Source organism: Tenacibaculum maritimum NCIMB 2154 (assembly GCF_900119795.1).
In the GTDB taxonomy this organism is placed as follows: domain Bacteria; phylum Bacteroidota; class Bacteroidia; order Flavobacteriales; family Flavobacteriaceae; genus Polaribacter; species Polaribacter maritimus.
In genome coordinates this window covers 729,872-749,811 of record NZ_LT634361.1, presented here as the reverse complement: position 1 = coordinate 749,811, position 19,940 = coordinate 729,872, and the positions used below count along the sequence as shown (strand labels likewise).

The window sequence follows — 19,940 nt, the reverse complement described above, 5'->3', positions numbered from 1 at the left end:
ATAAAAAAGAAAAAAGCTATTTCGGTAATTTCAATTGGTAAGTGGCATGAATGATAACATCTCCCTCTTTTATTATGAAAAAAAAGCTTGCTTATATCTTTGCTATTCTTAGCTTATTATTTATTACTGCATTTATTATTTATAACATTAGGTATAAACAAGCTTTTTCTCTAAAGAATAGAATTCCCAACTACAGCAATGCTGTTATAGGAGTTAACCTCAGAAATATCGAATCTTATTTCTTAATTGACTTTTTAAAGAATCCTCTTTCCTATACTACTAAAAAAAGCAAAGAAAATTTATACAAAGAGCTTATAGCACAACTAAAAATCCCTAGTAGTATTCTATTTCATTCAACAAACCAACAATGGAATACCACTTGGTATTCTGAAAAAATTACTATTAAAAATCCTCAAGAGTTACAAAAAACTTTACAACGTATTCAATTTAATAAGCTTATAAAAAACGAAATTACCTTTTATACTAAAAACCAATGGTGTATTGGTATTCATGAAAATCAAGCTATAATAGCTGCAAGTACAGAAGATTTTAAAGCTATTTTTACTACAATTACCAATTTCTTAACATCAGTAAATTTCTTGACAGAAGAAAATACTCTTTTCAAAGAACTGCTAAAAATAGGAACAAATGATTTCTTTTTTGCAAATGATTCTAAAAGCTACGCTTTTGGTAATTTTAATAAAGGTAATTTCAATATTCACGGAGTTCTCCATGATAACATACTTCAAAAAAGCACTCGTAATTTATTAAAACCCTCTGGTAATAGTGCCGCTTTTGGTTATGCTTGCTTCAATAAACAACATTCTTTACTACAAAAAATAAAACTTCAAAAGGGCATACGTCTTAAGGGAATGAGCATAGATAGTATTTTTAACAAATGGGATGGTGTCCTTTCTTTTAACATAATCAACATTGCCCAAAAAACAGATTCTATCATCAATTATGAGTACGACGCCGATTTTAACAAGAAAAAAATAGTTCAACTAAAACAGCGCTTCGTTCCTAATTTTCACACCTCGTTAGGGCAAAATGACAACGAACTGTATCTTTATTTACAAAGAAACAACTATATCAGTCATCAAAATACATTAAAATTTGCTTATTCATTGCCTATCAATATTGTGGATACTCCTAATAAGATAACCTTTGGAACAGATATGGCTATACAACACATGAATACACTTTCTTCAAACCTCATTGCTGAATTATATATTGACTTTAAAAAATCAAGGATATTAATGAATTCCCCCTTAAAGTCCATTGATTTTAAATTACAAAATGATTCCTATTTTACAGCTAGCTTGTATAGCAATACCGACAGAAATATGCTCTGCCAGCTTCTTACTTATTAAGATTTATTTGCTAATTGCCCACATGCAGCATCTATATCCTTTCCTCTAGAGCGTCTCACATTGACTACAATGTCGTGCATTTCTAAATTAGATATATAATTATTTATAGCTGCTGAACTAGCTTGTTGAAAAGCTCCATCGTCAATAGGATTATACTCTATTAAATTTACTTTACACGGTATGTATTTACAAAACTTAATTAGCGCTTCAATATCTTCTTTTCGATCATTAATACCATCCCAAACAACGTATTCATAGGTAACCATACGTTTTGTTTTTTCATACCAATATATCAGTGCTTCTTTTAAGCTTTCTAAATTCATCTTACTATTAAATGGCATGATAGCGGTTCTTACTTCATCAATTGCTGAATGTAAAGAAACTGCTAAATTGAATTTTACTTCATCATCTGCCATCTTTTGAATCATTTTTGGCACACCTGATGTTGAAACAGTGATTCTTTTTGGAGACATCCCTAAACCTTCTGGAGATGTAATTTTTTCTATCGATGTAATTACATTCTTATAATTCATAAGAGGTTCTCCCATCCCCATAAATACAATATTGGTTAATTTTCTATTGTGATATAGCAAGCTCTCCTGATTGATAGCAGCCACTTGATCATAGATTTCATCAGGATTTAAATTACGCATCCTTTTTAAACGTGCTGTCGCACAAAATTTACAATCTAAACTACATCCTACCTGGCTAGAAACACAAGCCGTAGTTCTTGTTTCAGTAGGAATTAAAACCGACTCTACTACCAATCCATCATGCAAGCGTACTGCATTTTTTACAGTACCATCCTTGCTTCGTTGCATGGCATCAACTTTTATATGATTAATCACAAAATTCTCTTCTAACATTTCTCTTGTTTTTAAAGAAATATTAGTCATATCTTTAAAGGAATGCGCTGTTTTGCTCCATAGCCATTCATATACCTGGTTTCCACGAAAAGCTTTATCTCCATTCTCTACAAAAAAATCACGAAGTTGATCTTTTGTTAATGCGCGTATATCTTTCTTTTTTGTTTTCATCTGATGCAAAAATACACAAAACCTCACAAGTATCACCTTGTGAGGTTTTGAATTAAAATTTATCTTTCAATTATAAGATTAACATCGCATCTCCATACGAGTAAAATCTATACCCTTCCTTTACTGCTTCTTTATATGCTTCCATGATAAGATCATACCCTCCAAAAGCAGCTGTCATCATTAATAACGTTGATTTAGGAGTGTGAAAATTCGTTATCATACAGTTAGCAATACTAAAATCATATGGTGGAAAAATAAACTTATTAGTCCATCCTTCAAAATCATTTAATTCTTGATTTGCTGAAACCGATGATTCTACAGTTCTCATAACTGTAGTTCCTACTGCACATACTTTTTTTCGTTGCTGTTTTGCCAAATTAACTCTCCCTGCACTTTCTTTTGGTATAATAATTTGCTCAGAGTCCATTTTATGCTTTGATAAGTCTTCTACCTCTACTGGGTTAAAGGTACCTAATCCTACATGTAATGTCATTTCTGCAAAATCAACTCCTTTTATTTCTAAGCGTTTCATTAAGTGCTTAGAAAAATGAAGCCCTGCTGTTGGCGCAGCTACTGCTCCTTCATTTTTGGCAAAAATAGTTTGGTAACGTTCATCATCCTCAGGCTCTACTTCTCTATTGATGTATTTTGGCAATGGCGTTTCTCCTAGCTCCAATAATTTTTGTCTAAATTCTTCATAAGAACCATCAAATAAAAATCGTAATGTCCTACCTCTTGAAGTTGTATTATCAATTACTTCTGCTACTAGCGTTTCATCTTCTCCAAAAAACAATTTATTTCCTATTCTTATTTTACGTGCTGGATCTACTAACACATCCCATAAACGGTTTTCTGCATTCAATTCTCTTAACAAGAATACTTCAATACGCGCACCCGTTTTCTCTTTATTCCCATACATACGTGCTGGAAATACCTTGGTGTTGTTTAACATCATAACATCACCTTCGTCAAAATACTCGATTAAATCTTTAAACTGTTTGTGTTCAATTTTTTGAGTATCTCTATGTACTACCATTAAACGTGATTCGTCTCTATGCTCTGATGGGTATTCTGCCAACAATTCATTTGGCAATTCAAAATCAAAATGTGATAACTTCATAAATCTATTTTCTTGTAAGGGTGGCAAATATACAACTTGCTAATAGGGGTTGTCAAGTGTTTAACCGTTTATTTTAATTCTTTTATTTCAATTCCTATCTTTTTCATATCATTCCAAAAAGCTCTATATGATTTCGTTACCACTTCAGCATTCAAAATAGTGATCTTTTTTTTGAGCGCTAATGGAGCAAAAGCCATGGCCATTCTATGATCATTATAAGTAGCTATAGAAATATTTGCTTTCATTTCTCTATTTTTTTTCAAATGCAATGTTTCATTAGTTACCTGTATATCAGCTCCCAACTTAGTCAATTCTTCTTTCAATGCTTCCAACCTATCCGTTTCTTTTATTTTTAATGTATGCAAACCTGATAAATTACATGAGATTCCTAAACCAAAGCAAGTAACTGCTATTGTTTGTGCAATATCTGGAGCGTTTTTTAAGTTTTCATTCAATTCACTTACCTTAGGCGCTTCTTCTTTTTTTAGTCGAATACCATTATTTGTAAAAACTGTTGTAACCCCAAAATGCTTATAAATACGTTCCAAACAGCTATCTCCCTGCAAACTTTCTTTCTTGTAAGCTGTTAATGTTATTTCTGACCCCATTTCACTTAAAGCTATTAAAGAATAAAAATAAGAAGCAGAGCTCCAATCAGACTCTACTATAATTGTTTTTTTAGCAACTTCTTTTTTAGGATATACCTGTATCTTATTCCCTATAAATTGCGCCTCCACTCCTACTTCTTTTAGCAGACTTAAGCTCATATTAATATAAGGGATAGAAGTAATTTCTCCTAACAACTCTATTTGCAATCCATCTTTTAAACTAGCTGCAACTAGCAGAAGTGCAGAAATATACTGACTACTTACATTTCCTTGAATTTGAACTATACTTTTTTGTAATTCTTTTCCTTTTATTTTTATAGGAGGATACCCTACTTTAGCTTCGTATGAAATTGCTGCTCCTAAATCTTGTAAGGCATTCACCAAAATCTCAATAGGCCTATTTTGCATGCGTTCAGATCCTGTTAAGATTACCTCTTTATTTTTTTGCATTGCAAAAAAAGCAGTTAAAAATCGCATTGCTGTGCCCGCATGACCTATGTTTATGACAGGCTCCTCCGTTGACAATGCATATTCCAAATGCTTTGAATCATCAGAATCTGACAAATTTTCTATTTTAATACTAGGAAACAATTGTTGCAAGATTAACAACCTATTGGATTCACTTTTAGAGCCCGATATAGTAATATCAGCAACAAGCTTTTTATGATGAGTAGTTAACTGTAAATTCACCTTTATTTAGTGTTTTTAGCCGTTTGCCAAATACCATATAGCAAACTAAATATTATTTTATATCCCCAAAAGCTTTTCCATTTTCCATTTGAAAAATTAAGCTCATTTATTTCATGTAAATTGAATGAAAAAATAGCTTTCCAACTATTCATAAATAATGAAATTAATGTTACTATAATAAAAAACGGAATTGCAATTCTTGTTACATTCTTCCAAAAAAGAGGTTCTTTTATTTTTGTTAGAAATGCCATTTATTTTAATTTTTGATTGTTATGATGGCGATCATGATCTCTTTTTGTTTTTAAAGCCAGTTTTTTATCAAACGCTTCCTGTAAGTTTACTCCCGTTTGATTAGCCAAACACAATACTACAAACATCACATCTGCTAATTCTTCTCCTAAATCTTTATTTTTATCACTTTCCTTTTCACTCTGTTCTCCATAACGGCGAGCTATTATACGAGCTACCTCACCTACTTCTTCTGTAAGCTGTGCCATATTGGTAAGTTCATTAAAATAACGAACACCATGTGTTTGAATCCAATCGTTTACTTGTTTTTGTGCGTCTTGTATATGCATTTATGATACAGTTATTTATTTTAAGTTTTCAAAGATAGAGTTCTTACCTAAAAAGACCGCATCTTGCTGCCTTTTATCTCCTATTCTGTTATTTAATTGTGTTTTTCTTTATATTATACTTAATATTAAATCAGTTATCATCTTTTAAAAAAAACAACTGGTTAAATAGTATTCCTATCTTAGTAACACTTTCCGGTTTACTCATGATTTTATTCCCAACGTATTTCATTGAAATATTTAAACTAAATAGTGAAAATAGTTTTGTAATTGAAATGGGGGCTTACATTACTTTATTAGGACAGATTTTCTTTTTCATAAAACTTTTTTATGGGTATAAAAATAAGAGAGGTAAGAAGAATGGCTCTTTTAAATGTTAATGATTTAGTCATTTAAATCGTAATCTAGACAAACTGCTTGAATACTTTTTCCAGATTGTAATAAATCTACAACAGTCTGCTTAAATTAAAAAGCTTTTATTTTATTCGTAGCAATAAACAATCACAATTTATAACTCTTACCTTATCTTTCCGCAATTAGCTCTCCCCTTAATCGGTAAGAAAATTAATACTTACATTAAATATTATTTTTTTTATAGCAGTGATTTAAACTTTTTGTTTTGAAGCGAAAATTTAGATTTTTTTACCCTAATAGATTCTTTTTTTAGCAACATAGCCTTAACTACTTTTTGAGAAAGAGTTAAAACCACTTCATCACTAAAATCTTAAAATTTTAACGAAAGGCCAATTGATACATTGGTATGAGATCACTTTATAAAATTGTATTTTTGAACTCTAAAACAACACTTGTATGAAAGTATATGCATTGATTCTATTTTCTTTTTTAACATTTCATTTGAATGCTCAAGAAAAGCTGGCCGTTTCAGAAAGCCTTGCTTTCCAGCAAGAGATGAATCGAAAGTTTAAAGATCCATTAAAATCTCCTCTAACTAAAAAAGATTTAAAAAGGTTTAAAGCACTAGCGTTTTTTCCCATAGCCAAAAAATATCGAGTTATTGCAAAAATCACTAAAACTCCTAACGCAGGCATTTTTAAATTTCCTACGACAACTCGCAGAATTGTTTCTTATAAAAAATATGGCATTATCTCATTCTACCTTGATAACCAAGAGTTCAAACTAAACATTTATCAGAATGAATCTCCTAATCCGAAATATAAAAATCATTTATTTTTACCTTTTTTAGATAAAACAAATGGGACAACCTCATATTCAGGAGGAAGGTTTATAGACGTTTTGACTACCGATGAACAACAAGATGGCAGCATTATTATTAACTTTAACAAAGCGTACAATCCTTATTGCGCATATAACAATAGATATTCATGCCCTATTACCCCTAGTAACAATTATCTCAATACTGAAATCAAAGCAGGAGTAATGGCATATCAAAAACACTAATATGAAACTTTTTATTTTTTTAACAACTATTTCAATATTTATTTCTTGTAACTCTTCTGGAAAGAGGCCTGTGATGGGAAAAACCAGATATCAACAAGAATTAAACGCTGAGTTTAAAGATGCTTCCATATCTCCTCTAACTAAAAAAGATTTAAAGAATTTTAAAGGACTGGATTTTTTCCCCATAGATAGTGCTTATATTGTAAATGCCACACTTACAAAAACACCCGAAGCAATGCCCATTTCTTTTCCTACTACTACCAAAAGAGTAGCTATATACAAACCTTATGGTGTTGTTACATTTGAATTAAAAAAAACTTCATACACACTAACAGTTTATAAAGATCAATCAAATGTGCTAAACCCTGCTTATAAAAACCTCCTATTTCTTCCGTTTACAGATGCCACAAGCGGAAACACTTCCTATAGTGGAGGTAGGTATATGGATCTTTTTACTACGGATGAAAAAAATGATGGAACTATTGTATTAAACTTCAATAATACTTATAACCCGTATTGTGCATATAATAAAAAGTACTCATGTCCAATGCCTCCTCAAGAAAATCATTTGCCAATTGCTATAGAAGCGGGAATTAAAAACTTTAAGAAATAATTCTTTTTTCAAAATGACATAAAAAAGCCTCAAGATATCATCATGAGGCTTTTTTATACGAGCTACAATTCGAAAAATAACCGTCTAGCAGAAATCATATTATCTATTCAAACAACTTATAGATTCAATGAAATTGCTTCTTTCAAGTCCAATTCAATTGCTGCTTCAATCTTAGCTAAATATGCTTTTCTTAGTTTTAACTTTGTACTCGCATGCGCTTTTTTATTCAATGCAGAGAACATTCCTGCAATTTTTACAGCAGTTGGTAGTAAATGCTCTGCTGGCACTACCTTATCTAAAAACCCTGCTGATACTGCGTCTTTAGGACTATACATTTCTGAATTATTTACACTTCTCTCAAAAAACACAGGAGCTAAGCGCCCTTTTGCTATTTCAATTCCTGCATGGTGCATTGTCATGCCAATCATTACCTCATTCAATCCTATCTTAAAATCTCCATCAACCCCCAAACGATAATCACAAGACAATAGTAAAAAAGCACCTTTTGCTACAGCATGTCCTCCACAAGCTACAATAATAGGCATTGGAAAAGACAACATTTTATGTGACAACTGCGATCCTTTTGCTACCAACTCTTTTGCTGAATCAGCAGATGCCGTCATTACCTTCAAATCATACCCTCCAGAAAGTATTCCTGCTTGCCCTGTTAAAATAACCACTTTTTTTTCTTCAGCTGCTTTGTCTAAACAACTATTCAACCCTTCAATTACTTCATGCGAAATCGCATTTACTTTTCCGTTAGCAATTGTAATAATTGCATATCCTTCTTCACTTTTATAGTGTACTAATTCATTCATTATATTATTTTTCTATATTAATTTCACCAAAAAAATCCCTGTAAAAACAGCTAAAAATCCAATTATAAAACTCAGTATTGTATAAAAAGCAAAACTCATAAAATCTCCCGATTTCAAAAACACGTGATTTTCATAAGCAAAGGTAGAAAAAGTAGTAAATCCTCCACAAAAACCCGTAGCCAGCAATAAGGTATGATTTTGAGTCAATGCTTGATTTTTTGTTGCCAAACCAAGAATAAAACCGATAAAAAAACTTCCTAAAATATTTGCTACAAATGTTCCATAAGGAATACCAGTATTGGTGTCATTAAGCCATTTTCCTATTAAGAATCTTAAAACACTTCCAAAGCCACCTCCAGCAAATACTAATATCAGTTGTTTCATTGTATTTTCATTTATTGCGAAGATAAGAAAACCTCACAGGTATTAAAACTGTGAGGTTTATTATATTCTTTGTAAAAAATATGTTAGGCGCTATTAAAATACTATATCATCAGCATCCGTCCAGTTCCATTTTCCTGTAATGGTACCATTATTTATTTTCATAATACCAGGGTTGGCCCTAATCATCGTTTTTAAAGCTGTTTCATCACAAAACAAAAAACTAAAAGGTAAGTCATATTGATTCTGAGCAACTACCAAATCATCAATATAAGAAGCTGATACCCCATACACTGTATATCCATTTGCTACTGCTTTTTCGCTAGCCTCCTTTATTGCATTCCATCCATTCTTATCAGCCTTTTCTAAATTATAAACCACTACTAGCATCAGTTTTTCTTTTGCCAATAACTCTTTCGTTACATCTCCTTCTTCTCCTTCCAAAGCAAAATCATGAATTGGAGGTTCCTCTCCATTCCCTTTGTACTCCATACCATCTGGAATATTTTTTCCTACTGCATAAGCTCTAAAATCAATAATGGGTAAATGTGTCAACACATAATAGGTTATATATAAAAATGCAAACAACGATACATAAGTCGTTGCTACCGCTAATTTTTCTGAAAACAATGGTTTTATATATTGCACTCCTAAAATTAGAATTACAATAAACACCATTAAAACAACATTTTTATAAAATGTTCCCCATGTTGACAACTTAATAGCGTCTCCAAAACAACCACAATCAGTAACCTTATTATAATAGGCAGAGTACCAGGTTAAAAATAAAAATATGACAGATAAACCTGCTAAACTCCAAACAGTTAATTTAGGTCTATATCCAACAAGCAACATTACTCCTAATAAAATTTCTGCAATAATTAATAAAATTGAAAAAGGTAATGCATACGGTATTAAAAACTCTAAATTTAATACGTCTTCACTAAAGTATTCTGCAAATTTATATTGAGAACCTATAGGATCTACCAGCTTTACAAATCCAGAAAAAATAAATAAAGCGCCAACAATTAATCTTGATAGATAGGTAAGTATTTTTAATATCATTTTAGGGATGTTTAAGGTTTTTTATATATTACATTTATAGTTTTAACATGTTGATTCTGAAAAATGTATTAGTGCAAAAACAGCATAATTTATCATGTCTTGGTAATTCGCATCAATTCCTTCTGAAACAAGTGTTTTACCTTTATTATCTTCTATCTGCTTTACACGTAATAATTTTTGTAAAATTAAATCCGTCAAAGAAGAAACACGCATATCTCTCCATGCTTCTCCATAATCATGATTCTTATTTTCCATCAACTCCTTTGTTATCTGTATATGCTTATCATATAGTTTTATAGCCGCTTCTAATGACAAATCAGGTGTTTCTGCCACCCCTAATTCCAACTGAATAAGCGCCATAATCGCATAATTAATAATTCCTATGAATTCTGACTTTTCTCCTTCATCAACCTTACGTTCTAAATTTTCTTGCAACTGCCTTATTCGTTGCGCTTTTATAAAAATTTGATCCGTTAAAGAGGGTAAACGCAAAATACGCCACGCACTGCTATAATCTGACATCTTTTTTACAAACAAACTTCTGCATTCTTCTATTATAACATCGTATTGTTTAGATGTATTCTTCATAAATTATATAATTTCTTAAAAAAGTAATTGTGTAAAAGTAGTAAATATTACAAGCTTTTCATTTATTTTTACCCAAGATTTTTTTATTGTGATGACTATAAACTGCAAAGGTTCCTTAATCGATTTTTCTACTCCACGGATTATGGGGATTTTAAATATTACTCCTGATTCTTTTTTTGATGGAGGTAAATATAAAAATGAATCAGCCATTCTTCATCAAACGGAGAAAATGTTAAATGATGGCGCTACTTTTATTGATATTGGAGCTTATTCTTCTAGACCAGGAGCTCAACATATTACTGAAGAAGAAGAATTACAAAGAATTACACCGGTAGTAGCACTATTGATTCGCAAATTTCCTGAAATTCTAATTTCTATTGATACCTTTAGAAGTAAGGTTGCTTGTGAAACTATTCATTTAGGGGCTTCCTTAATCAATGATATTTCTGGAGGGAAAATGGATTCCAAAATGTTTGCTACTATAGCACAGCTACAAGTCCCTTATATCTTAATGCATATGCAAGGAACTCCTCAAAATATGCAAATGAATCCTCATTATAAAAATATTACGACTGAGTTAATTTCATTTTTTGCTACTCAAATTTTTAAGCTTCGTCAACTACAAGTAAATGATCTTATTATTGATGTTGGTTTTGGCTTTGGAAAAACCATTGAGCACAATTTTGATTTATTAAAAAACTTAGCTCTTTTCGAAAATTTAGAAGTTCCTATTTTAACTGGTATCTCTAGAAAATCAATGCTTTATAAAACACTAAATACTTCTGCTAAAGAAGCTTTAAACGCTACTACCTGCGCCAATACAATTGCCTTATTAAACGGCAGCTCTATTTTACGTGTTCATGATGTAAAAGAAGCAATGGAAGTGGTAAAAATTGTAGCAAAAATCCAATAAAAACACAAGTACTATCTCTTTTCATACTGAAATAAATGCCGTTTATTTTCCTTGCTAAAGTTATTTTGTACATTTACGCAAAACACTTATAAGGCAATGAATTTAGATTTTATCAGCTTTTCCTTTCTTGATGTACTTGATATTTTTCTTGTAGCTATTTTACTTTATTATGCCTATAAACTCTTAAAAGGAACGGTAGCTATTAATATTGTCATAGGAATTACATTTATCTTCCTTATTTGGAAAATTACTCAAAACCTTCATATGGAAATGCTAAGCGGTATTCTTGGCTATTTATTATCTGGAGGAGTTATTGCTTTAATCATCGTATTTCAACAAGAAATCAGGAAATTTTTATTAATGATTGGTAGTACTAACTTTTCTTCAAAACGAAATTTCTTAAAGCAACTAAGATTTTTAAAGTCTGAAATTAATGTTAATACTGATATTGACACTTTAATGCATGCTTCAAAAAGTTTAGCTCAAACAAAAACAGGTGCTTTGATTGTTATAGAGCGTACTAACAGCTTAGATTTTTTGATTAACTCTGGTGATAGTATGAACGCCCTTATCAACGAAGCAATTATCCAAAGTATTTTTTATAAAAATAGCCCTTTACATGATGGTGCTACGATTATCAGAGATAATTATATTGTAGCTACTCGCGTTATATTACCTATTTCTGAAAGTACAAAAATACCTGCACGATTTGGATTAAGGCATAGAGCTGCCATTGGGGTTACTGAAAAAACAGATGCTGTTTGCTTACTTGTATCAGAAGAAACAGGTGAAATTTCTTATATTAAAGATGGCGAGTTTATTTTTTATAAAACAATTGAAGAACTTACCGAAAAGCTACATACAGATTTAACAGAATAAAAAAAGCACTCTTGTTAAGAGTGCCTTTTAATTTTAGTTTTTTCTAAAAATTATCTAGCTGGAGCCATTTTAGCCTGAATAGCAGCTAATGCACTCTTATATTTAGCTAATTCAGTAGCGTCTAATTTAGAAGCTAACTCTTTTCCTTTAGCTAACAACTCTTTTCCTTTGGCAGCCATTGCTGATATTTTTCCTAAATTACCATTTGCAGCAATATACTCCTTTGCATAAGTAGCATATTCCGTTAAATTTTTAGTTACCTCTGGATTAGAAAATTCAGGAATTTTTACTCCTTCTAATACTGAAGTTGCTTCTTTAGCTACTCCTTCTACCGCTTCTTTAGCTCCTTCAACTGCTTCTTTAGCACCTTCTGCTACTTCTCCCGCAGTTTCTTTTGCTTCTGTTACAACTTTTGTTGCAGCTTCTTTAGCTACTTCAGCAGCCTTATCAGCTACATCTTTGGTTTCTTTAGTTACTTCTTTTGCTTCTTTTTTAGCTTCTTTACAAGAGGTTGCTAACATTGAACCAGCTACCAATACAGATAAAACGATTTTTTTCATTTTGATTTGAGGTTTTTAGATTGAGCAACAAATTTAGCAGAAACTTTAACGCAAACAAACTTTAGTACCTGTTTTTTACTGCACTTCTGCATTAAACTGTTTTTCGTATAAATTTTTATAATGCCCTTCTTCTTTTAATAATAATTCTTGATGCGTTCCTTCTTCTACAATAAATCCTTTGTCCATCACAATAATTTTATCGGCTTTTTTTATAGTAGCCAATCTATGAGCTATTATGATAGAAGTTCTGCCTTTTGTAACCTTATCTGTAGCATATTGTATCATTTGTTCTGAATGATTATCTACTGAAGATGTTGCTTCATCTAAAATTAAAATACTTGGTTTACTGACATAAGCTCTTAAAAAAGCTATTAATTGACGTTGCCCTGATGAAAGCATTGCCCCTCGTTCTTTTACATTGTATTGATATCCATTAGGTAAACTCATAATAAAGTCATGTATTCCTATTTGCTTAGCTGCCTTTTGAACCTCTTCTAAAGATATATGTTCATTCTTAAGGGTAATATTATTCAAAATAGTATCTGAAAATAAAAACACATCTTGTAATACTACAGCTACTTGGTTTCTTAAAGTTACAATATCATATGCCGTTACTGCTATATTATCTACACATATTTCTCCACTATCAATTTCATAAAACCTATTTATCAAATTAATAATGGTTGATTTACCTGCTCCTGTTGCTCCTACAATAGCTACTGTTTCTCCTTTTTTCACCTTAAATGAAATTCCTTTTAAAACAGGCTCTCCTTGTATATAACTAAAATGAACGTCTTTAAATTCAATAATTCCTTTTAACTTTTCTACTGTAATTGTTCCGTTTTTTGCTATGCTGCTTTCTGTATCCATTACATTGAAAATTCGCTCCCCTGCAACAATACCCATTTGAAGCTGATTGAATTTATCTGCAATTTGTCGCAATGGTCGAAATAACATCTGTGCCATTTTTATAAACCCAATGATAGCTCCTACAGTGATAGCCTCATTCCCTATTGCTTGAAAACCTCCATACCAAACCAGTAAGCCAATAGCTATAGATGATAAGATTTCTGCAATTGGAAAAAATATAGAATAATACCAAACTGTTTTTACATGGGCTTGCTTATGTTTTTCATTAATTGCTACAAAACTAGCATACTCTATTTTTTCACGATTAAATAGCTGTACTATTTTCATTCCTGTAACGCGTTCTTGTACAAAACCATTCAAATTAGCTACTTGAGTTCTTACATCTTGAAATGTTTTTTTGATAGCAATTTGAAATAGTTTGGTAGCATAAATCAAAATAGGTAATACTGCTAATACAATCAATGCTAATTTCCAATTAATTACAAACATGATTATTACAATTACTAGCATTTTTAATAAATCGCTTACAATCATAAATAGCCCTTGACTAAAAAAGGCTGCAATTGTTTCTATATCAGACACTACTCTAGTTACTAACTTTCCTACAGAGTTTTTGTCAAAATAAGCCATTTTAAATTGTAAGATATGATGAAAAATTTTGAGCCGTATATCTTTTATTATATGTTGCCCTACCCAATTTGCAAAGTAAATAAAGGTAAACTGTAGCAATACTTCAATTAAAAGTATTCCTAGCATTAACATCACATAAAACAGCAAACTCTCTGAATTCTTATGCACTGTAAAATCATTTACTGTTTTAATTATAATCGTTGGCCTTGCTGCGGCTGCAATAGCTAGTAATATTGTTGATATAATTGCTATAAAAAACTGTAATTTATACAATTTTGCAAAGCTCATTATTCGTACAAAAATTCGTATATCAAAGGCTTTTCCTGTCTTTTCTCCCACTTTTTAATATTTTACTTCTGTTAAAAATAATCCTTTTGCTGGTACTGATAACCCTGCATTGCTTCTATTCTTACTTTCAATGATTTTTCTAAATTCATGTACTGTCGTTTTTCCCAAGCCTACATCTACTAAGGTTCCTACTATAGCACGAACCATATTTCTTAAAAATCGGTTTGCTGTAATATAAAAGGTTAATGCCGCTCCTTCTTGCCTCCATACCGCATTGGTAACCGTACAATTAAAAGTATGTACCTCTGTTTTTACTTTTGAAAAGCACTGAAAATCTACATACTCTAGCAATATAGCCGAAGCTTTATTCATTAACTGAATATTCAGCTTTTGTGAATGAATTTGCCAAGTAGTATCTAATAAAAAAGGATTTCTCCCTAACCATATTTTATATTCATAACTTCTGCTTATAGCATCAAAACGGACATGTGCTTCGTCGTTTACTAAAACAATTTCATACACTACAATATCATCAGGTAACAAAGAATTTAATTTATGTACATAATCGCCTTTTAGTTCAATATCAATATCAAAATGGGCAAACATTTGCGAAGCATGTACTCCAGCATCTGTTCTACCTGCTCCAACCACACTTATTTGCTTGCGCGTTATTTTACTTAATGCTTTATTTAATTCTTCTTGTACGGAATTTGCATCCGGTTGTATTTGCCAACCATGATAATGTTTCCCTTTGTATGAAAGTTCTATGAAGTATCTCAAAAATAGTGTTTTTCTGCAGGTTTCAAAATTACGGATTTTATTTTGTTATCCCATTTTATCTTGCAATAGCTTCTCTTAAAAATAAAATTATTTATCACAACTTCACCATAAAAAATACTATTATTTGTACTTTCGTATGGTGAAAAAAATTTTATTACTTTCAGATACGCATAGTTTTATAGACGCTCAAATTTTAAAATTTGTTAAACAAGCAGATGAAGTTTGGCATGCTGGTGATATTGGTAATTTAGAGGTTACTGATGCTATTAAAGCGCTCAAACCTTTACGTGCCGTTTATGGTAATATTGATGATGCAAATGCTCGTACTGAGTTTCCTTTAGACAATAAGTTTTCTATTGAAGGCGTCAATGTATGGATGACTCATATTGGCGGATATCCTAATAAATACAACCAACGTATTAAAGCTTCTTTATATAAAACTCCTCCTACAATTTTTATTTCAGGGCACTCTCATATCTTAAAGGTTCAATTTGACAAAAAATTGAATTTATTACATTTGAATCCAGGAGCTGCTGGGAAACATGGCTTTCATAAAATACGTACCATGCTTCGTTTTGAACTTGACAACGGCAATATTAAAAACATGGAAGTTATTGAGCTAGCTACGCGCGGGTAAAGCTTTCTCTAAATTTAATAGGCAATATAATTACCATTTCAGTTCCTTTACCTAATTTGGAATTAATCTTAAAAGTTCCCTTCATTATTTGAACCCTTGCTCTTATTTGATTCAATCCTATTCCACTTTTAACATGCCCAATATCATCCGTATTATAAGCACTAGCATCAAAACCACATCCATTATCTCTGATAGTTATATGTAGGGTTTCTCCTGATTCCTTTAAAAGAACACAAGCATTAGAAGCCTTACTATGCTTAATAATGTTATTTACCAACTCTTGGATAATATTATATATTTTAATTTCTAATTTTTGGGTATATCTATTGATCGTATTAAAATCAACATGAATACTAAGCATTGAATTCGTGTATTTATTAGCCATATCTTTTATGGCATATGCCAAACCAAATTTTAATAAAATAGAAGACACTAATGTATGTGACAGGTCTCTTACCTTTTGAGAAGCTTCTAAGATTATTTTTTGCGTTTTTTCTATTTCCACAGGAGTATTTCCGTTAAATTGCTTTTGGCTTGCTTGCAAATGTAAATTTGCAGATGATAGTAAAGCACTCACATTATCATGCAAAGTTTCAGCGATTTCTTTTCGTTCTTCTTCTTTTCCATCTAAGGTAGCGTTAAGCATTTTTAACTGAGATTCTGCTTTTAGCTTATCTAACTTTTCCCTTTGCATAAACTCAGTATTAGACAATTCTAAACTCAATTTTTGTTGACGCAATTTATAATAATTTGCTATATACAATAATAATAAAGCCGTAATAAGCCCCATTGCTCCAACAAGCCAAGTATTTTTCTGTGAAGCTTCTTTCTCACTTTCAATTTTAATTCGCTTTAGCTCTTCCGCTTGCCTAACATTATCTACATTATATTCTGCATTTACCTCTTCTATCATTCTTCTAACATCTATATCCCTTAAACTATCTTTTATTTCATATGACAAATCTTGTATCTCATAAGCCTTATAATCTTTTAACATATACATGGCATAGCCTAAATTTTCATATAAACTTTCTTTAAACTCAATAGCTTGAATTGATTTTCTATTTTCTATTAATTTAAGACCCCTACTATAAAGTCGTTTTGCTTTCTTATAGTGTTTCTGATAAATAAAAATATTGGCTAAATTACTTAAGGCAGCGGCTTCAGATAATTTATCATTTTGCCTACGGTGAATTTTTATCGCCTCATTAGCATATTTTTCTGCCATCGAATACAAAGAATCTTGCGCAAAAACTCCTGCTAAATTACTATAAGCCTTCGCTTTTAAATTCAGTAATTCCTTATTTTCAAATGTATCGCTATCTACAACTAATTTATTATACCTTAAAAAACTATCCTTATATCTCTTAACCTTTAAACTCAAGTGCATTTTAAAATATTGAGTACCAATTTTAAGGTAGCTCTGCTTTCTAAAATAAATTAACTCTGCATTTCTTTTTGTAAAATCTCCATAATCTATCATACTAGATATTAGCTCTAAACTCTTTCTGTAGCTTTCAATTGACTTATCATAATCTCTAGCTTTGCTAAAAATTTTTCCTACAATAAAATTTGATCTCGCTGCTAGAAAATAATCTTTTTTATTTATCGCCCGATCTACTAATACTAATCCAACTTTCAACGCTTCTTTTTCATGACCTTCTCTTTCTAATTTATCTAATTTGTTATACTCTTCATATAATAAAGAGTCTTTTTGCATAAAAGGAGGAGCTGTTCTCAGAACAACTCCTCCTTTTATTTGGTAACTATATAATGATAATGCTTTAAAGATAAAGCATAACAACAATAATCTATTCATTAATCGCTTTAAATTAATCATTAATTATAACCACGGGTCTCCCTGTTATATCGGCAGCTAGCCTTTGTTCTTGATTCCTATGATTGATAAAATGGATTTCCAAAGGAGCTTCTTCTGTTTTTATAAATGTTTTAGAATAGCTCTTTCTCCTATTATCTCCTTCTTTTAAGTGGATCTCATACCTCATCTCTTCTTTATTATATACAAAATCAGTGGTTATCCCCTTATTTACGGTAAAATCTAATTGATAAATATCTGTACCGCTTCCTGCAAGACTATACTCTTTTAAAAATTCTTCATTTTCTTCTCCTTTTGCTAATAGAATATCTTGATCTTTTATAAAAATAGTTCTATTATTTTCATAGGAGTCTTCTACAAACCCTATTTTTAATTGATCTTCCTCTAAAGGCAGTTCTTCTTTATAGTTGTTTCTTCCAATTGATTTATTTTCCGAAGATAAATAAAATTCATTAATTTTTGAAGTACTATTTTTTACTGAAGATACTACCACATTATCATCTACGTTATAATCAATACTATAACGCCCATTAGCGTCTCTCTTTATTTCGAACGATTTTAATAGTTTCTCTGTGTTTTGGGGGTTTTTAATCAATTCTACATTATCTGAAGAACAAGAAATAAGGACGTACGATGTTACTGCAGCAAGTGCATAAAAGGCTAATTTTCTCATAATATTTAGAGGAATAAATAATTAAAAATACGATTTACAGAAGGGTTGGGGGGACTTAATATTTTTTATTTTTTATAATTTTAGTAATTAAGTAGGCTTTAACAATGTACAAACAATACAATATAAATTCGGGGGACTTACTTTACGATCTCTTAAAAGTTATGGGGGATCCTATTAGGAGATTTTGAAGGGATAAGGTTTTTGTTTTATATTATATTATTTTTTACTGCGTACATTGCTAAACCTACTGCATTTCTAACATTTAATTTCTTTAATAAACTCCTACGGTACGTTTCAACTGTTCTACTACTCACATTTAAAATATCTGCAATTTCTGTAGAATTTTTTTCTGCTGCTACTAATTTTAAGACTTCCATCTCTCTTTCCGTAAGAGATTTTATTCTTTCTAAATTAGAATCTTCTTTCGTTCCGTCTGATTTTTTAGTAATGTATAAATTCAATAAATTATTTTTTATATCATCACTAAAATACTGAACTCCGAGATGGACTGATTTTATTGCTTTTATAATATGCTCGCTAGCACAACTCTTTTCTAAGAATCCGTCAGCTCCTAACTCAACCATTTCTTGTACTAACTTTGTATCACTCAAACTAGATAGTATAATGGTTTTTTGCTCTGTATTTCTGGTTTTAAATGTTCTTAAAACATCAATTCCATCCATTTCTGGCATATTAATATCTAAAATCAACACATCAACTTTATTTGAGCTGGACCATTCAACAACCTCTCTTCCTGTTAGCGAATATCCTTCCACCTCAATCTCGTCGTCAGTATTTAACAACGCTATGATGCCTTCGATTAAAATCTTGTGGTCATCTGCTATATGAACTTTTATCTTCTGTTTCATTTACTTTACGATTACAAATTTAAGAGCTAAGTATATACCTCACAATACCCAAAAATACTGAAATATAATTAAGTATAACTACCTTTAACAAACGTATTTATACCTGTAATCAATCTACGTATAAATACGATGACATAATTGTAATTACCTTGTTTACAAAATGTTAAAATTTAAAAAAGCCAAAACGATTGTTTTGGCTTTGTCGCACTAAATATACTAATATGTTAGGGCTATCGTAATCTATCAACAGATTTTACAAGATCTTCATCCTTTTTAATGGCTTTGTTTGCTAAAACTAAAAGCAAAATAACAATAATAGGTAAGAACATCCCAATACCTTTCTTAAAAACCGAAGTTTCTCCAGGTAAGATTAGTGATACATAAATCAATACTCCTAATAAAAAAAGGTTGATCAACATATTGCATCGGTTTAATACAAATTGTAGTTTTCTATTTTTAAACAAAAATAAAGTGGTAAGTGCTATTAAAGCCGATATAAAAAATAATACAGGAATACATTTTTCTACTAAACTAGTACTTGCTAACAAATTTGACGCATATACTTCTGTTTTTGAATTAGTCCATAAACTAACTATGGAGATTAATCCTCCTGAGATTAATGCCGCTGCTAATAAGTAAATAGATTGTATTCTTTGAATCATTATATAAAATTGGACAGCAAAAGTAGCATTTTCTTTTTGAAAAAGAAACTTTGTA

The 19,940-nt window shown here is 30.9% G+C and carries 22 protein-coding genes; 6 read left to right on the top strand and 16 right to left on the bottom strand.

Features of this window, described 5'->3' with window-relative positions:
• Positions 1 to 74 precede the first annotated feature (74 nt).
• The gene (locus MARIT_RS03555; RefSeq protein ID WP_157926182.1) at positions 75 to 1,373 is read left to right on the top strand and encodes a hypothetical protein; all 1,299 of its coding nucleotides are present in this window, start codon (positions 75 to 77) and stop codon (positions 1,371 to 1,373) included.
• Here the strand turns inward: MARIT_RS03555 and rlmN are convergent.
• The 5 genes from rlmN to MARIT_RS03530 form a co-directional block, all read right to left on the bottom strand.
• The gene (gene rlmN, locus MARIT_RS03550) at positions 1,370 to 2,410 is read right to left on the bottom strand and encodes a 23S rRNA (adenine(2503)-C(2))-methyltransferase RlmN (RefSeq protein ID WP_024741150.1); all 1,041 of its coding nucleotides are present in this window, start codon (positions 2,408 to 2,410) and stop codon (positions 1,370 to 1,372) included. The two genes, MARIT_RS03555 and rlmN, sit on opposite strands and share 4 nt — an antisense overlap.
• 70 nt (positions 2,411 to 2,480) lie before the next feature.
• Complete coding sequence (queA, locus tag MARIT_RS03545) at positions 2,481 to 3,530, bottom strand: tRNA preQ1(34) S-adenosylmethionine ribosyltransferase-isomerase QueA (protein WP_024741149.1); 1,050 nt, start codon at positions 3,528 to 3,530, stop codon at positions 2,481 to 2,483.
• A gap of 68 nt (positions 3,531 to 3,598) precedes the next feature.
• Positions 3,599 to 4,828, bottom strand: coding sequence for a 3-phosphoshikimate 1-carboxyvinyltransferase (locus MARIT_RS03540; protein ID WP_100210777.1), 1,230 nt, complete (start codon positions 4,826 to 4,828; stop codon positions 3,599 to 3,601).
• Positions 4,829 to 4,830: 2 nt separating this feature from the next.
• Complete coding sequence (locus tag MARIT_RS03535; RefSeq protein ID WP_024741147.1) at positions 4,831 to 5,079, bottom strand: hypothetical protein; 249 nt, start codon at positions 5,077 to 5,079, stop codon at positions 4,831 to 4,833.
• Positions 5,080 to 5,406, bottom strand: coding sequence for a nucleotide pyrophosphohydrolase (locus tag MARIT_RS03530; RefSeq protein WP_024741146.1), 327 nt, complete (start codon positions 5,404 to 5,406; stop codon positions 5,080 to 5,082). It abuts the gene before it with no gap.
• Positions 5,407 to 6,213: 807 nt separating this feature from the next.
• Between MARIT_RS03530 and MARIT_RS03525 the strand changes: the two genes are divergently transcribed.
• Together MARIT_RS03525 and MARIT_RS03520 are read left to right on the top strand one after the other, a co-directional pair.
• Entirely contained in the window at positions 6,214 to 6,822 is a 609-nt protein-coding gene (locus tag MARIT_RS03525) for a DUF1684 domain-containing protein (protein WP_024741133.1), read from the top strand.
• Position 6,823: 1 nt separating this feature from the next.
• Positions 6,824 to 7,435, top strand: coding sequence for a DUF1684 domain-containing protein (locus MARIT_RS03520; protein WP_100210776.1), 612 nt, complete (start codon positions 6,824 to 6,826; stop codon positions 7,433 to 7,435).
• Between the two features lie 116 nt (positions 7,436 to 7,551).
• Here MARIT_RS03520 and MARIT_RS03515 read toward each other — a convergent pair whose 3' ends face one another.
• The 4 genes from MARIT_RS03515 to MARIT_RS03500 all read right to left on the bottom strand — a co-directional run bounded on the left by MARIT_RS03515 (position 7,552) and on the right by MARIT_RS03500 (position 10,287).
• Positions 7,552 to 8,253: a crotonase/enoyl-CoA hydratase family protein gene (locus MARIT_RS03515; RefSeq protein ID WP_024741131.1), complete on the bottom strand. Its 702-nt coding sequence runs from the start codon at positions 8,251 to 8,253 to the stop codon at positions 7,552 to 7,554.
• A gap of 12 nt (positions 8,254 to 8,265) precedes the next feature.
• Complete coding sequence (crcB, locus tag MARIT_RS03510; protein WP_024741130.1) at positions 8,266 to 8,637, bottom strand: fluoride efflux transporter CrcB; 372 nt, start codon at positions 8,635 to 8,637, stop codon at positions 8,266 to 8,268.
• 93 nt (positions 8,638 to 8,730) lie between these two features.
• Positions 8,731 to 9,699 carry a MauE/DoxX family redox-associated membrane protein gene (locus MARIT_RS03505; RefSeq protein WP_024741129.1) on the bottom strand — a complete coding sequence of 323 codons (969 nt, stop codon included), beginning with the start codon at positions 9,697 to 9,699 and terminating at the stop codon, positions 8,731 to 8,733.
• 42 nt (positions 9,700 to 9,741) lie between these two features.
• The gene (locus MARIT_RS03500; RefSeq protein ID WP_024741128.1) at positions 9,742 to 10,287 is read right to left on the bottom strand and encodes a DUF1599 domain-containing protein; all 546 of its coding nucleotides are present in this window, start codon (positions 10,285 to 10,287) and stop codon (positions 9,742 to 9,744) included.
• 91 nt (positions 10,288 to 10,378) lie between these two features.
• On the opposite strand from MARIT_RS03500, the gene folP reads away from it, so the two are divergent.
• On the top strand, positions 10,379 to 11,200 hold the full coding sequence (gene folP, locus MARIT_RS03495; protein WP_024741127.1) for a dihydropteroate synthase: 822 nt from the start codon (positions 10,379 to 10,381) through the stop codon (positions 11,198 to 11,200).
• A gap of 96 nt (positions 11,201 to 11,296) precedes the next feature.
• Positions 11,297 to 12,079, top strand: a complete 783-nt coding sequence (cdaA, locus tag MARIT_RS03490; RefSeq protein WP_024741126.1) for a diadenylate cyclase CdaA — start codon at positions 11,297 to 11,299, stop codon at positions 12,077 to 12,079.
• Positions 12,080 to 12,129: 50 nt separating this feature from the next.
• Here the strand turns inward: cdaA and MARIT_RS03485 are convergent, their stop codons facing one another.
• The 3 genes from MARIT_RS03485 to truA all read right to left on the bottom strand — a co-directional run bounded on the left by MARIT_RS03485 (position 12,130) and on the right by truA (position 15,207).
• A complete protein-coding gene (locus tag MARIT_RS03485) occupies positions 12,130 to 12,639 on the bottom strand; it encodes a hypothetical protein (RefSeq protein ID WP_024741125.1) in 510 nt (169 codons plus the stop codon).
• A 75-nt stretch (positions 12,640 to 12,714) separates the two neighbouring features.
• Entirely contained in the window at positions 12,715 to 14,427 is a 1,713-nt protein-coding gene (locus tag MARIT_RS03480; protein ID WP_394364680.1) for an ABC transporter ATP-binding protein, read from the bottom strand.
• A gap of 54 nt (positions 14,428 to 14,481) precedes the next feature.
• Positions 14,482 to 15,207: a tRNA pseudouridine(38-40) synthase TruA gene (gene truA, locus MARIT_RS03475; protein ID WP_024741123.1), complete on the bottom strand. Its 726-nt coding sequence runs from the start codon at positions 15,205 to 15,207 to the stop codon at positions 14,482 to 14,484.
• Between the two features lie 139 nt (positions 15,208 to 15,346).
• Between truA and MARIT_RS03470 the strand changes: the two genes are divergently transcribed.
• Positions 15,347 to 15,844 (top strand): metallophosphoesterase family protein, encoded by a 498-nt coding sequence (locus tag MARIT_RS03470; protein WP_100211993.1) that lies wholly within the window; start codon positions 15,347 to 15,349, stop codon positions 15,842 to 15,844.
• Here MARIT_RS03470 and MARIT_RS03465 read toward each other — a convergent pair.
• The 4 genes from MARIT_RS03465 to MARIT_RS03450 all read right to left on the bottom strand — a co-directional run bounded on the left by MARIT_RS03465 (position 15,831) and on the right by MARIT_RS03450 (position 19,885).
• On the bottom strand, positions 15,831 to 17,684 hold the full coding sequence (locus tag MARIT_RS03465) for an ATP-binding protein (protein ID WP_100210774.1): 1,854 nt from the start codon (positions 17,682 to 17,684) through the stop codon (positions 15,831 to 15,833). The genes MARIT_RS03470 and MARIT_RS03465 overlap by 14 nt on opposite strands.
• Positions 17,677 to 18,354 carry a hypothetical protein gene (locus MARIT_RS03460; protein ID WP_100210773.1) on the bottom strand — a complete coding sequence of 226 codons (678 nt, stop codon included), beginning with the start codon at positions 18,352 to 18,354 and terminating at the stop codon, positions 17,677 to 17,679. Before MARIT_RS03460 ends, MARIT_RS03465 begins: the two co-directional genes overlap by 8 nt.
• A gap of 206 nt (positions 18,355 to 18,560) precedes the next feature.
• Positions 18,561 to 19,223: a response regulator gene (locus MARIT_RS03455; RefSeq protein WP_024741119.1), complete on the bottom strand. Its 663-nt coding sequence runs from the start codon at positions 19,221 to 19,223 to the stop codon at positions 18,561 to 18,563.
• Positions 19,224 to 19,453: 230 nt separating this feature from the next.
• Complete coding sequence (locus tag MARIT_RS03450; protein ID WP_100210772.1) at positions 19,454 to 19,885, bottom strand: DUF4293 domain-containing protein; 432 nt, start codon at positions 19,883 to 19,885, stop codon at positions 19,454 to 19,456.
• Positions 19,886 to 19,940 lie beyond the last annotated feature (55 nt).